The 13,562-nt window shown below is 66.8% G+C and carries 7 protein-coding genes and 1 tRNA gene; 3 read left to right on the top strand and 5 right to left on the bottom strand.

Annotated features, from left to right (window positions below; translation table 11 throughout):
- Positions 1-115: 115 nt before the first annotated feature.
- The gene (locus QK291_RS01665; RefSeq protein WP_282378491.1) at positions 116-772 is read right to left on the bottom strand and encodes a hypothetical protein; all 657 of its coding nucleotides are present in this window, start codon (positions 770-772) and stop codon (positions 116-118) included.
- A gap of 228 nt (positions 773-1,000) precedes the next feature.
- Here QK291_RS01665 and QK291_RS01660 point away from each other — a divergent pair.
- A tRNA-Lys gene (locus QK291_RS01660) sits at positions 1,001-1,073 on the top strand.
- 64 nt (positions 1,074-1,137) lie between these two features.
- Here the strand turns inward: QK291_RS01660 and QK291_RS01655 are convergent.
- Genes QK291_RS01655 through QK291_RS01645 form a run of 3 tightly spaced genes read right to left on the bottom strand, consistent with a single transcriptional unit; the run spans position 1,138 to position 7,914 of the window.
- A complete protein-coding gene (locus tag QK291_RS01655; RefSeq protein WP_282378490.1) occupies positions 1,138-4,275 on the bottom strand; it encodes an efflux RND transporter permease subunit in 3,138 nt (1,045 codons plus the stop codon).
- A gap of 1 nt (position 4,276) precedes the next feature.
- Positions 4,277-4,732: a hypothetical protein gene (locus QK291_RS01650; protein WP_282378488.1), complete on the bottom strand. Its 456-nt coding sequence runs from the start codon at positions 4,730-4,732 to the stop codon at positions 4,277-4,279.
- On the bottom strand, positions 4,729-7,914 hold the full coding sequence (locus tag QK291_RS01645) for an efflux RND transporter permease subunit (protein ID WP_282378486.1): 3,186 nt from the start codon (positions 7,912-7,914) through the stop codon (positions 4,729-4,731). The genes QK291_RS01650 and QK291_RS01645 overlap by 4 nt, the downstream gene beginning before the upstream one ends.
- A gap of 371 nt (positions 7,915-8,285) precedes the next feature.
- Between QK291_RS01645 and QK291_RS01640 the strand changes: the two genes are divergently transcribed.
- Positions 8,286-8,792, top strand: coding sequence for a MarR family transcriptional regulator (locus QK291_RS01640; protein ID WP_282378484.1), 507 nt, complete (start codon positions 8,286-8,288; stop codon positions 8,790-8,792).
- Positions 8,793-9,154: 362 nt separating this feature from the next.
- On the top strand, positions 9,155-10,177 hold the full coding sequence (locus QK291_RS01635; protein WP_282378483.1) for a PHP domain-containing protein: 1,023 nt from the start codon (positions 9,155-9,157) through the stop codon (positions 10,175-10,177).
- A gap of 166 nt (positions 10,178-10,343) precedes the next feature.
- On the opposite strand, the gene QK291_RS01630 is transcribed toward QK291_RS01635, so the two are convergent.
- On the bottom strand, positions 10,344-13,361 hold the full coding sequence (locus QK291_RS01630) for an alpha-amylase family glycosyl hydrolase (RefSeq protein WP_282378936.1): 3,018 nt from the start codon (positions 13,359-13,361) through the stop codon (positions 10,344-10,346).
- Positions 13,362-13,562: the final 201 nt, after the last annotated feature.

Genomic DNA, 13,562 nt, shown 5'->3' with positions numbered 1-13,562 from the left:
CCCGGGGGTTTCGCGGTTCGGCACCGCCTTTAGTTTTCTACGTGACCGGGGACAAGTCAACATTGACAGTCCGCGGGTGGCGTGCCTGCCGGGGGTTCGGCGGCGCGCGGGGGACTCAGTCCAGCTCGCCCAGGCGCCAGGCGTTGGCGGCATGCTCGAGGTCCTCGGCGGTCTTGACCAGGAGGTGCGAATTGCGCGTGAGCTTGCTCGCGTGGATCTCGTTGCTGTGGTCGGCGCCGTCGGCGAGGGTGGCCTGGCCCAGCGCCACCACCCGGCAGAACGCGGCGGAGCGTTCCAGCGCGACGTCGAACTCGCCGTCGAATGCTCCGGACAGGATGGCGTCCGCCATCGACTTCATCTCGTCGGCCCCGGGCGGCTCGGCGGCGCCGGCCACCACGTGGGACACCTGCGCGGTGTCCTTGCCGGCCTTGAAGTAGACGGAGATCCGCTCCGGGTCCTGGATGGTGGCGGCACGGATGGCGTACAGGCGCCAGAGGGCCCCGGGGAGCGAGCGGGCCGGGCTTTCGGCCCACATCTCGGCGATGGCCTCCAGGCCCTGTTCATCGGCGAGCTTCACGAGCCGTTTGGTCACAACGGGGTCGTCGCTGTCGCGTCCGCGGCGGACGAGGGCCTGGGCGGCGAGATGCGCGGCCTCGGAGATGCGGGCAGGATCGGCCCCGCCCGCGAAGGGCTCAAAGTCAATCGGGGCGAAGGGCTTCGGCTTGTGGTGCCGGTGCGGTCCGGGGGCGCTGGATCCTGCTTGCTCGCTCATGCCACCACGCTACTCCAGTGCTGTCGGGGAATCGAGCGTGGAGACCGGCGGTGCGGGGCGGGGCCGATGCGGTGCCGGCGCAGGAGCCTCGTCGCCGCGCTCGACGGCGGCGTCCCCCCGATGCGCAAAACCCGCCCCGGTCTGGGGTACAGTATTAACGTCCAGAAATGGACTGGGCTGATCAGCCCCTGAACACCGGATTTATCCGTTGTTTTGGGGCCTCGGCTGGGGCCTTTAGCTCAGTTGGTAGAGCATCGGACTTTTAATCCGTGGGTCGTGGGTTCGATCCCCACAGGGCCCACCCGCATCGCAGGCCAGAGGCATATTGCCTCTGGCCTGCTTTTTTGCGGCAACGTTCGGGGCACTCAGGCGGTCGCGGGTTCCGCCGCCAGGGCCGCGGCCCGCTCCTTCTTCGATTTGGCGAAGCGGAGATAGAGCGACGGAACAATAAACAGGTTGAGCAGGGTTGAGGTGACCAGGCCGCCCAGGATGACGACGGCCATCGGGTGTTCGATTTCATGGCCCGGTACAGCCCCCATGACCACCAGGGGCACCAGGGCCAGCCCCGTGGCCAGCGTGGTCATGAGGATCGGCGAGAGCCGCTCCCCGGCTCCGCGCAGCACGAGGGCACGGCCAAAGGTCTGGCCCTCGTTCTTTTCCAGGTGCTGGCAGTGGCTGATGAGCAGGATGCCGTTGCGCGCCGCGATCCCCATGACCGTGAGGAACCCGACCACCGAGCCCAGCGACAGGACCCCGCCGGAGATGTACGCGGCCATGACCCCGCCTACCAGGGCGAAGGGCAGCGTCAACAGCGAGAGCAGCGCCAGCCGCCAACTGCGGAACGTAGTCTGCAGCAGCAGCAGGACCAGGGCAAGGGCCGCCACCGCGAAGATCATGAGGCGGTTCGTCGCAGCCTCGCGCTCGGTGAACTCGCCCAGCAACTGGACGCTGTAGCCGGCCGGCAACTCCAGGGCGGCCAGCCGGTCCTGCAATTGGCCGACAACCACTCCCATGTCGGCGCCCTTGTCGACGAACGATCCCACTTCAACCCGGCGGGACCCGTTGGTGCGGTCGATCTGGTTCGGCGTCGCCACTAGTTTGACGGCCGCGACGTCGGCCAGCCGGACCCGCTGCCCGCTGGGGGTATCGATCGGCAGATCCTCGATGCTGGTCACGCTGGAGCGGGTCGCCGGAGTGCTCCAGACCTGGACGTCATAGGCCCGCCCGTCCCGGAAGACGTCTCCGACCTCTTCGCCGGCCACCAACGTCGCCGCTGCCCGCCGCACGTCCCCGGGTTTGAGCCCGTACTTCTGAGCGGAGGGCAGGTCCACCGTGACGGTAATCTGCGGCACCTCGACCTCGAGGGACACATGGGCTTCATCGGTGCCCGGAATGTCATCCAGGATGGTCTTGACCCGTTGGGCCTGTTCCCGCAGCACGTTGAGATCATCACCGAACACACGGACCACGATGGGCTCGCTGGCCCCGGTCAGGACCTCCTCGATCCGCTCCTTCAGGTAGGTCTGGACGTCGCGGTGAAGTCCCGGGTAGCCGTCCACCACTTCCTGGACGGCCGCCAGTGTCTCTTCATAGTTCGCCTGGCGGTCGATGCTGATCCAGTGCTCGCCGGCGTTGACACCCACGATCTCATCGGCGGCGAACGCCTGCCCGATATGTGTGCCGCAGTTCAGCACCCCGGGAACCTTGAGGAACTCTTCACATCCGCGCTGCGAGATCCGGTACTCCTCCTCGGCCGACGTACCCGGCTGCGAGATCCAGTGCATCAGGAAGTCCCGTTCCTTGAACGTTGGGAACAGCGACGAGCCCATCAGCGGGGTGAGCGCCAGGCCCATCACGGCCAAGGCGGCGAAGCCGGCATAGCCGAAGCGGGGACGGTTCATGATCCGGGCCAGCACGGCGTGGTACCCGCGCTTGAGCATCCGGACCAGGGGCGGGTCCCGCTCCTCCAGTTTTGCGTTGCCCAGCAGTATGAGTGCCAGGGCCGGCGTCACCGTCAGCGCCACCAGCATCGAGGCGAGGACTGCCAGGGTGTAGGTGATGGCCAGCGGCTTGAAGAAGACCCCGGTCAGTCCGTCCAGGAAGAAGATCGGCACGGCGGCGACCACGATGATGAGTGTCGCGTACACGATCGGACTCCGCATCTCAAGGGAGGCCTTCAGGACCACCGAGGCCGCCGATTCGTCGCTGCCCCGGGCGCGGTGCTGCCGCAGCCGGCGCATGATGTTTTCGACGTCGATGATCGCGTCGTCCACCACGACGCCGACGGCGATAACCAGCCCCGCCAGGACCATCGTGTTGATCGAACTGGCCGTGAAATAGAGGACCAGCGCCGCCGTGAGCAGCGAAAGTGGAATGGCAATCAGGCTGATCAGTGCCGTGCGCCATTGGAACAGGAAGGCGCCGAGGATCAGGACCACCAGCAGGCAGCCCAGCAGGAGGGCGGTGCTGAGGTTGGAGATGGACTCCTCGACGAAACTCGCCGGGCGGAAGATGGTGGTGTCAAAGCTGATCCCGCTCATGCCCGGCTGGAGCTCTTTCAGGGCTTCCTCGACGCCCTTGGTCACGTCCAGGGTGTTGCCCCAGGGCAGCTTCTCGACGATCAGCATGAGCCCGTGTCCGTTGTTGATGACGGCGTCGCCAATGAGCGGCTGGTGGTCCTCCACCACCTGGGCGACATCGCCGAGGTGCAGTGCCACGCCGTCCTGTTCGCGGATCGTGACCTGGGCCAGGTCGGCCGGCGTCTGGATGGGCTGGACGTGCCGGACACCCATTCTCTGGGTCGGACTGTCGATGAAGCCACCGGTGCCTATGAACCGACCCGGTGAGTACTTCAGCAGCCCGGCGTCGAGGGCGCCGGCGGTGACCTCCATCACCTGGTTGAGTGACACGTTTTGGGCTTTGAGCTTGTCCGGTTCCACCTGGACCTGCAGCATCTGGAGCCGTTCGCCCCAGATGGCCACATTGGCCACGCCCGGCACGCGGAGCAACCGTGCCCGGATGGTCCAGTAGGACAGCATGGACATCTCGATGAGGGACCGGTTCGCCGAGGTCATGCCGATCTTCATGACCCGGCTCGTGGCGGACAGCGGCTGCAGCATCACGGGCGGGGCCGCCCAGGTGGGCAGCGCCGCCGTCACCGCCGCCATCCGCTCCGACACCAACTGGCGGGCGTTGAGCAGTTCCGTGCCCTGATGGAAAATTAGCACGATCGAGGACAATTGCGGCACGGACTTCGACCGCAGCTCGTCCAGGCCCGGCATCCCGCCCACCGCCGCCTCGATCGGTACGCTGACCAGCTGCTCGACTTCCTCAGCGGTCAAACCCAGGCAGGCGGTCTGGATTTCCACGCGGGGCGGCGCGAACTCGGGGAAAACGTCCACGGACGCGGAGCCCAGCTGCAGTGAACCGAGCAGCATGATGGCGCATGCGATGGCGACGACGATGGTTCTGAACCTCAGGCTGATGCCTATGAGCCAGCGCATGTCAGTGGGCCGTATCGAATTCGGCGCCGTACAGTTCCTCGGCCCCAGTGGTGACTACAGCGGTGCCGGCCGCAGGACCGTCAGTCAGTACCGCGACGGCGCCGTTGATCCGCTCGACGGTGACGGCCTGGCGGACGTAAACGCGGGGCTCGGGGTTCGTGTAGACCCAGGTCTTGCCGGTGCTGTCGTACAGGATGGCCCAGTAGGAGACGTTCAGCTTCTGGGTCTGCGGATCCACGGATGTCACCTCGGTCTTAAGGTCCACCCGCTCGACGGCGCGCTCCGTCAGGGTGATGCGGTGGAGGTCCGTTCCCGGAACCTCCGCAAGGACCGCGGGATCGCCGTTAGCCGACGCCGTCTCCTCGATCTGCGCGCAGCCAATGACACTCGGAGCCAGGAAGGCGGCAATGATCAGGGCGGCGAGCCTGCGGCCCTGAGGCGAAGCTATCGAGTTCATGACGCATCCTGACTCTCGGGCCGGGCAAGGGGGCCGTTCCCGGCCCGGGGGCTCAGTGCTTCCTTCGGCTGGAACCGAAGCAGCACGGCGGGCATAACAAACAGCATGAAGAGGGTAGTGGTCAGCAGCCCGCCCCAGATGATCACGGCGAGCGGCAGGATGATCTCCGTGCCAACCACACCGCCGAAGAACACCAGCGGCAGCAGGATCACCGCGGTCATCACGGCTGTCATGAGGGTGGGGCCCACGCGTTCCCGCGCGCCGCGGAGCACCAGCTCGGACCACGAGGCTGCGCTGTCCCCGGCCCGGAGGCCACGGACCAGTCCCAGCAGCAGGAGGGCGCCGCGGGCGGCGATGCCCAGGATGACTGCGAAGGCCACAAGCGAAATCAGCGAATTGACGGAGCCTGCGGCCTGCGCGGCCAGCACCCCGCCGGACAGGGACAGGACCAGGCCGAGGAAGATCATGCCGGCAAGCTTCCAGCCGCCGGCCGCCGTCTGCAGCAGCACCAGCACGCCGACCGCCGCAATCGCGGCCAGGATCCACAGCCACTGGTAGTTGCCCTGCAGCTGCGCATACTGGGTCAGGACCTCAGCGTGGTAGGCAAGCGGGAACTGCATCTGCTGGAGACTCTTGTTGATGTCCTGCTGCACGTCGCTGACCGAACGGCCCTGAATGTCTGCCTTCACATCGATGCGCCGAGAGGTGTCATCGTGCAGGATCGCGGCTTCGTTTCCCGCCATCGTGACCTGGGCAACGTCGCCAAGGCGGACGTGGCCGCCGTTGGGCGTGTCGATGATCAGGTCGCGGACGCTGTCAAGGCTGTTCCGCGTGGACGCCGCACCCTTCACGATCACCGAGAAGACCTTCTGCTGCTCATAGAGGTTGCCGACTTCGATGCCCTGCAGCAGTGCCGCCGCCGCGCGTCGAACGTCGCCGGGAACGATGCTGGCCTTCTGCGCTGCCGCGAGGTCCACCTTGACTTCTGCGATCGGCTGCTCGACGGGGGCGTCAACATGGGGATTCACGACGCCGGGCGTGTGCTCCAGCATCTGTTGCACCTCCGCCGCTTTCTGCCGGAGGACCGCCGTGTCGAGGCCGTACACCCGCACGCCGAAGCCGCTGTCGCCTGCCTCGCGGATCTGGTCGATGCGCTCCTGCGGATAGGTCGAGACTTTGCTTGTCAGGCCCGGATATCCCGCGACGACCTGCTCGATGCTGGCCGCAGTATCGCCGTAGGACGCGTCATTGGCCACAGTGACCCACAGCTCACCCGAACTGACGTCGCCGACCTGGTCCGAGGTGATGGCGCGGCCAACATGCCCGCCCACGTTGGCGACACCCGGAAGGGCGCGCAGCTCGACGGCGGCGGCCTCCGTGATCCGGCTCATTTCCTGGTCCGAGGTGCCGGCCATCGCGCTCCAGTGCACCACCAGGGTCTTGTCGGCCAGGACAGGCACTACGGGATGGCTGCTGGCCAGTTGGGGTGCCAGCGCAAGGCCGGCCAGCGCCACAACGGCGGCGGCGGCGAAGACCCACCGGGTTTTTGCGGTCACGCGTGACACGAGGCTGCCGTAACCGCCCTCCAGCCGCTTCAGGGCCCGGCGTTCCCGGCGCGGGGCGGAGCCCACCGGCAGGTAGTATGCCAGCGCCGTCGTGACGGTCAGCGCCACGACCATCGCGACCACCAGGGTGAGCAGATAAGTCTGCACCAGGGGTCCGAACAGCGCCCCGTTCTCGCCCGCCACGAACAACGCCGGCATGACGGCCAGCGCCATCACCAGCAGCGAGTAGAGCACCGGCGTCCGGACTGACCGCATGGCCTCCGGAATCAGGGACTCCCTCCAGTCTCTGTCGCTCGGGTCTTTGCCCTGCGGGCCGGTGTTGCCGGGGCCGGCGGCAATCCTGTTGGCCCGGGCGAGGCCGTTGAGGTCTTCGGCGACGTCCCCCACGATGACGGCCAGGGCCAGGACCATTCCGGCCAGGACCATCGTGTTCATTCCGGCGCCACGCAGGTAGAGCAGCAGGGCCGCTGCGGACAGCGTCACTGGAATCGTGATGAGGCTGATGATGGCCGTGCGCCACGAGCGGAAGAACGCGCCGAACATGGCCACGATCAGCACGAGGGTGATCAGGAGGGCGATGCCCAGGGTGCCGACTTCCTCCTGGATGAAGGACGCCTGCCGGTAGACGGTGGTGTCGATCTTGACCCCCGGCAAGCCAGGCTGGAGTGATTTGACAGCCTCATCGACGCCGTTCGTGACGTCCATCGTGTTCGTCTCGGGGAACTTCTCGATGACCAGCAGGAGCTCGGCTTCCTTGCTCATGAGGCCATCGCCAATCAGGGGCTGGTGGTCCGTTTCGACCGTGGCAACGTCCTTCAGGAGGAGGCTGCCGTTGGGCCCTTCGATGGGGATCTGGCCCAGGTCCTGTGGCGTCGTGATCGGCAGGACGTGCTGGACGCCGATCCGCTGGTGCCCCGTCTCGAAGAAGCCGCCCGTGCCCGGGGTGGAGGCCTCGAGGTAGCTCAGGGGTGATACCCAGACGGAGTTGCCGGTGGTCTTGATGACCTCGTCCAGCGTCACGCCTTTGGCTGCCAGCTGAGCCGGGTCAACCAGAACCTGCAGCTGCTGGTCGCGTTGGCCCCAGATGGCAACATTGGCGACGCCGGGGACGGAGAGTAGCCCGGGTTTCATAGTCCACCGGGCCAGGACTGACATGTCGATGGCCGACATATCGGTGGAGGTCAGCCGGATCATCATGACGCGACTGGTCGATGAGAGCGGCTGCATGAGCACTGGCGCTGCGGACACATTCGGCAGCGCGCGGGCCTGGGTCAGCCGCTCCGAGACCAGCTGGCGCGCCCGGAACAGGTCCGTTCCGGGCTCAAAGACCATCTGGATCGAGGACAGGCCTGGCACCGACTTGGAGCGGATTGCCTCGACCCAGGCCACGCCGTTGAGCAGGTCGGCCTCCATCGGTGAAGTGATCAGCTGTTCAACTTCGGCGGCCGACAGGCCCAGGGCTTCCGTCTGAATCTCCACTTGGGGCGGCGCGAATTCGGGGAAGGCGTCCACGGCCATGCCGGGCAGGCTCGTGAGTCCGAATGCGAGGATTCCAGCGGCCACGGCCAGCACCAGCAGCCGGAACTGGAGAACCAGGCGCAGGATCGCGGCCATCATGGCCGGTACCCCGCGGATTCCGGAGTTTCTGCCGGGAGGGAGCCGAAATTGTGGCGGCGTCGGTGTCTTTGGGAGCCCGCTCCGGACTTTCTACATGAATTGCTGGTTGCGGTAGGAGTGATTCTGTTGGGGCCAACATCGGAACTAGCGTCCGGAAAATGCCCGCAAAAATCCCCTGTTATTGAGTTGCGATCCACGGCAGTGCTCCTCGATGCCAAAGCGGTCCCCAAGCCGTCAGGGCCATAATGATCTTCGCGTGGGTCTGCGTCAATGCCCGGTGGGAGGGGCTAATGTTGGGTCATTCCGCAGCAGTCAAATACGCGCAAAAATCCGCAAGTCCGCCTAGCTATCATTTGGGTTAGGATCGCCGCATGACGTCCCACGGCCACGGCCACGCCGGCACCGGGTACTGGTACGGGCCCGATGAGCGGCTCGATCCGTCCGGGGCGGTGCTGAGCGCCCTGCGTGCGTTCCGGATCGCCGAGCTGGCTACCCGCCGTTCCGCGAGCGATTCCATGGGGATGGGGGAGACGGATTTCTTGGCCCTCCGCTACCTCCTGCGTGCCCAGGCCGACGGAATGCAGGTGGGTCCCAAGGACCTGAGCCGGGTCCTAACCATCACCACCGCCTCCACTACTTCGCTGATCGACCGCCTCGTGGCCAGCGGAAACGCGCGCCGTGAGCCGCACCCCACGGACAGGCGTTCCCTCGTGATCGTTCCGACGGTGGCAGCGGATTCTGAGGTCCTTACGGCCTTCCACGGAATGCACCACCGGATGACGGCGGTTGTGGAGTCGCTCAGCGCGGAGGAGGCGCACACCGTCATCAAGTTCCTCCGCGGGATGGCCGAGGCCCTCGTGGAGCCGCTGCAGCCCTGAACGCCAGCGCTTTCCAGCGCGGCCCTCTGCCCTCTCACCGAGCCGCTCACGAAGCCCCTCACCGGGATGGTTGCCCCAGACAACTAGTTAGCCGGGCTACTAATATGCATGCTTACTTGTTGTGTCAGAAATTTTCCTGACCGTGCCCGGCGTCGTGACCGAAGCGGTTATTGCTGGCCTTGAAGCGGTTCAAGTCCGCCATGACGATTGCGGACCAGATGCCTGGACTGGGTCCCGCTCACGCCAGAGTTCCACCGAGGCCAGCCCCCCGCCGGATCGGGCCCCGGCCGGATACAATTTTCCGGAAAATCCGTTGCCGCTCGGGCAGCGACACTGCCCGGCGCCCGGGGGAGGATGGTGGCATGGATGCAGTCAACGCACTCAACGAGATTGCCTTCTGGCTTGAACGCGAGCTGGCCCCCACATTCAAAGTCCAGGCCTTCCGAAAAGCGGCAAAGATTATTGAAGGGCTCGACCCGGAGGAACTCGCGGCCCAGACTCGGGACGGCCGGCTGAAGAGGACCAAGGGGATCGGGGACCGCACGTTCCAGGTCATCAGGGAGGCGAGCGACGGCGGCGTGCCGGAGTACCTGGGTGGCCTGCGAAACCGGGGCGCCAAGCCCCTGGTGCCGGGAGGGCATGAGCTGCTCGCCTCGCTGCGCGGCGACCTGCACAGCCACAGCGACTGGTCCGACGGCGGGTCCCCGATCGAGGCCATGGTCGACGCCGCGAGGCTGCTGGGCCGCGAGTACCTCGCCCTGACCGATCACTCGCCCAACCTCAAGATCGCCAACGGGCTAAGTGCTGAGCGGCTGGCCGAACAACTCGACATCGTCGCCGAGATCAATGACCGCGCAGACGGCAGTTTCCGCCTCCTGCGGGGCATTGAGGCCGACATCCTCGAGGACGGCACCCTGGACCAGGCCCCCCAGATGCTGGACCAGTTGGATATCGTGGTCGGGAGCGTGCATTCGAAGCTCCGCGCGGACAAGCGCACCATGACCCGGCGGATGCTCGGCGCGATCGCGGACCCGCATCTGAACGTGCTCGGCCACTGCACAGGCCGCCTCCTCCAAGGGGGCCGGGGGACGCGCCCGGCGTCGGAGTTCGATGCCCGCGAGGTCTTCGCCGCCTGCGCGGAGCACAACGTCGCCGTCGAGATCAACGCCCGGCCCGAACGCCAGGACCCGCCTGGCGCCCTCATCGAGCTCGCCCTTGACGCAGGCTGCCTCTTCAGCATCGACAGCGATGCGCATGCCCCGGGGCAGCTCGATTTCCTGCAGTACGGTGCCGAGCGCGCGGAACGCAATGGCGTCCCTGCGGAGCGGATCATCACCAGCTGGCCCGTGGACCGCCTGCTGGACTGGGCGGCGTCGAAGCGCTGACCCTACCCGGGGGACATGCCCTCCGGGTGCGGGGAAGGTTGGACATGGTGCCGCTATGTCCAGTGGCCGGCGCAGGGGCTGGGCATGTCCGCGGTCCTGCCCGGTGCACAGGTAAACAGCGGGCCGGAACGCACCGAGGGTGCGTCCCGGCCGCGGAGGCCGTGACTTAGTCGGCGCGGATGAGGTGGCTGGCGTGGTCGTAACGGAAGGTGATCTGCCCGCCGTCGTGCGTGATGTTGACGTTCCCGCCGCCGGCGGCGCCCCCGGCCCCGTAGTTCTCCGTCCACGAGCGGTTGAGGGCCGCCTTGAACCCGTAGCTGCCGGCCGGCAGGGTGGTGGTCAGCTTCCAGACCAGGTCCGTGGGATCCAGCGTCAGCTGCGCCAGGTCACAGTCCGGCATCCAGTCACCCGCGCAGCCGAGTTCCGAGTTCATGTCCCCGGCTGCCGCGATGGCCCCCGGTTGCTGCGAGGCGTACACGGCGCTGAGCAGGTGCGTGCTGTTGTCATAGCGGAAGGTGACCGGGCCGCCGGGGTGGCTCAGGGTGATGTTGTTGCCGTTCAGCGCTCCGCCGGCACCGTAGTTCTCGGTCCACGATCCGTTGAGGGCGGCCTTGAACTCGTAGCTGCCGGCGGGCAGGTCCGCGGTCAGCCGCCAGATCTTGTCTGCCGGATCCAAAGTCATGAACGCGCTCCCACAATCGGGCAGCCAGTCACCCGCACAGCGCATTTCCGAGTTCAGGCTGCCGGCGACGGTGACCGACGCGGGCTGCGGGAGCTCCCCGGCCACGACGGTGCGGGTCCCGCTGACCACCTCGCCGGCACCCGGGACGCTCATCAGCGCCCGGTAGCGGAGCTGGGTGCCGTCCGGGACGGCCAGTGCGCCCAGATCATCGACCACGGTGTACGCGGGGGAGGAGCTGTCCTCGCCGATGTTCGACCAGTCGCCGCCGCTGATGCTGCGCTCGAAGCGGACGACGTAGTCGGCCTTTTCCGGGGTGGCGACAGCGCTGACCTCGACCTTGCCGTTGACGTTGCTGCCCTCACTGGGGGCCACCAGGCTCAGGACCGGGGCGGGGACCGCGGCCGTGCCAGGCTGGCTCACCGAGGTGTGCCCGCCGTTGTCCAGCAGCACTGCGCGGTACTCCAGGGCGCTTCCGGCGTCCAGTCCGGCGACGTCGTGGAAGACCTGGTACGGCGCCGTGTCATCGGTGCCGATCGGGGCCCAGGCGCCGCCGGCGGTGCGTGCCTGGAACGTCACCTCGTAGAACGAACTGCCGCCGACGTCGGCCCCGATCCGTAGGCGGCCGTTGTCCCCGGCCGCTGGGGCCGGCTCCTGGAGCGCGACGGCGGGGGCGGCCTTGGAGCGCGGGATGCGGCCGGAGGATTCATACACGACGGCGGAGAGCGGCGGCACCGTGACAGTGAGGTTGCCGGCCGCGTCGGTCCTGGATTCCGCTGCTGCATCCCCGTAGATCCGGCTGAATGTCCGCTTGCCCACGTAGGTCGGCACGGCCGCCGTCTGGGGCTGTTCGCTGTTGTTGACCGACACCACGTACTCGCGCTGGTCCCGGGCATCGATCCTGGAGAAGGCGTAGATGCCCGACTCCTGCGAGGCGTAGCGGTTCTGGTGGGCACCGTTCCGCAGCGCCGGGTGTTCGGCCGTGAGCTCGGCGAGGGCGCTGATGCCGGTGTAGAGCGGGTGGGCCGGGTCGAAGTTGTCCGCCGCGTGGGTGGCGTCGGTGCCGAGCAGGTCGTCGTCGAGATAGTCCGCCACCTGGCTCGCGAAGAGCGTCTGGCGCGCGTCCTGGTCCCCGCCGGGTCCGGTGAACCCCTGTTCGTCACCGTAGTAGACGACGGGGTTGCCGCGGGAGAGGTACATCAGCTCATGGGCGAGCCGGTCGCGGGCGACGCGTTCGGCGTCGTCCGCCTGGGGGTTGTCCGCGGTGATGAAGCTGCCGATCCGGCCCATGTCGTGGTTGCCCAGGAAGGTGGGCAGCTGGTAGACGTTGGAGTCCGCGTCGGTGTACCAGTCGTCCCCGGCGAAGAAGGTCTCCAGGCCCGCCGCGGCCTGGCCCCGGGAGGCGAAGTTGCGGGCGGCGTCCTGGAACGGGAAGTCCAGCACGGCCTGCATCTTGTTGCGGGTCGTGAACTGCGAGGTGAAGCTCTTCGACGTGTCAAAGACCTCACCGAACATAAAGAACTCGTCCTTGCCGTGGGCTTTGGCGTAGTCGAGGACTTCCGGGCCGAACTTCTGCCAGAACTCGTCGTTGACGTGCTTCATGGTGTCGATCCGGAAGCCGTCCACGCTGAAGTCGCTGATCCACTTCTCGTAAATATCGATCATTCCGTCGACCACCCGGGGGTGCTCCGTGAACAGGTCGTCGAGGCCGAAAAAGTCCCCGTAGAAGGAGTTCTCGCCTTCAAAGGTGGTGTCGCCCCGGTTGTGATAGAGCGTCGGGTCGTTGAGCCAAGCGGGAACCTTGAGGTTCTCTTCCCCGGCCGTCAATAACGGCTTGTAGGGGAAGGAAGTCGCCGCATCGAGGGCCGGGAAGCCCTCCGTTCCGGCGTAGTCGCGGTCGTCGAAGGGGACCCCGGCGGCAGTCCGGTAAGGGACAGCGTCCTTGGAGATGTAGGCGGCGCGGTCCTTGGCTTCGCCCCCATCCTCGTAGCCGATGACGTCCGCGGTGTGGTTGGTGATGATGTCAAAGTAGACCTTCATGCCGCGGGAATGGGCCTCGTCGATGAGCAGCTTCAGCTCCTCGTTCGTGCCCAGGTGCGGATCGATCTGGGTGAAGTCGGTGATCCAGTAGCCGTGGTAGCCGGCCGACTTGTCCTCCGGCTGGACCGCCTTGTTCTTGAAGCTGGGGGTCAGCCAAATGGAGGTGGTACCAAGGCCCTGGATATAGTCGATCTTCTCCCGCAGTCCCTGGAGGTCCCCGCCGTTGTAGAAGCCCTTCCGGGTCGGGTCAAAGCCCGAGACCATCGGGTCCGGGCCGAGGCCGCCGTCGTCGTTGGCGGTGCTGCCGTTGTTGAAGCGGTCCGCCATCACGAAATAGAAGCGCTCGTCCGTCACCGGGCCGCGGAGCGAGTGGGCGGCCGAAGCGCGGTCCGGGTCGGGTGCCGCCTGGGCTGCCGGCATCGGGGCGACGACGGCGGCGGCCGCGGTCACGAGCGCCGCGGTCATGGCGGCCCCGCTGCGCAGGAATATGGCCTGCCACGCCCGGTGGCTGGGCTCGGGCGTTTTGCCCGTGCTGGTTCTGCGGATGTACACGATGGAGACCTTCCGGTAAGCGACGTTGCCTCTGCGAAGGGCGATGCGGAGAGAGACTCCTGAGAGCCAAGTCACAACTGTAAGCGCTTGCACCGATGTTATTCCAGCGAATGG

This window comes from Arthrobacter sp. AL12 (genome assembly GCF_029960645.1).
Taxonomy (GTDB): domain Bacteria; phylum Actinomycetota; class Actinomycetes; order Actinomycetales; family Micrococcaceae; genus Arthrobacter.
The sequence above is the reverse complement of the archived record's forward strand: the minus strand, read 5'-3'. Positions and strand labels throughout refer to the sequence as shown.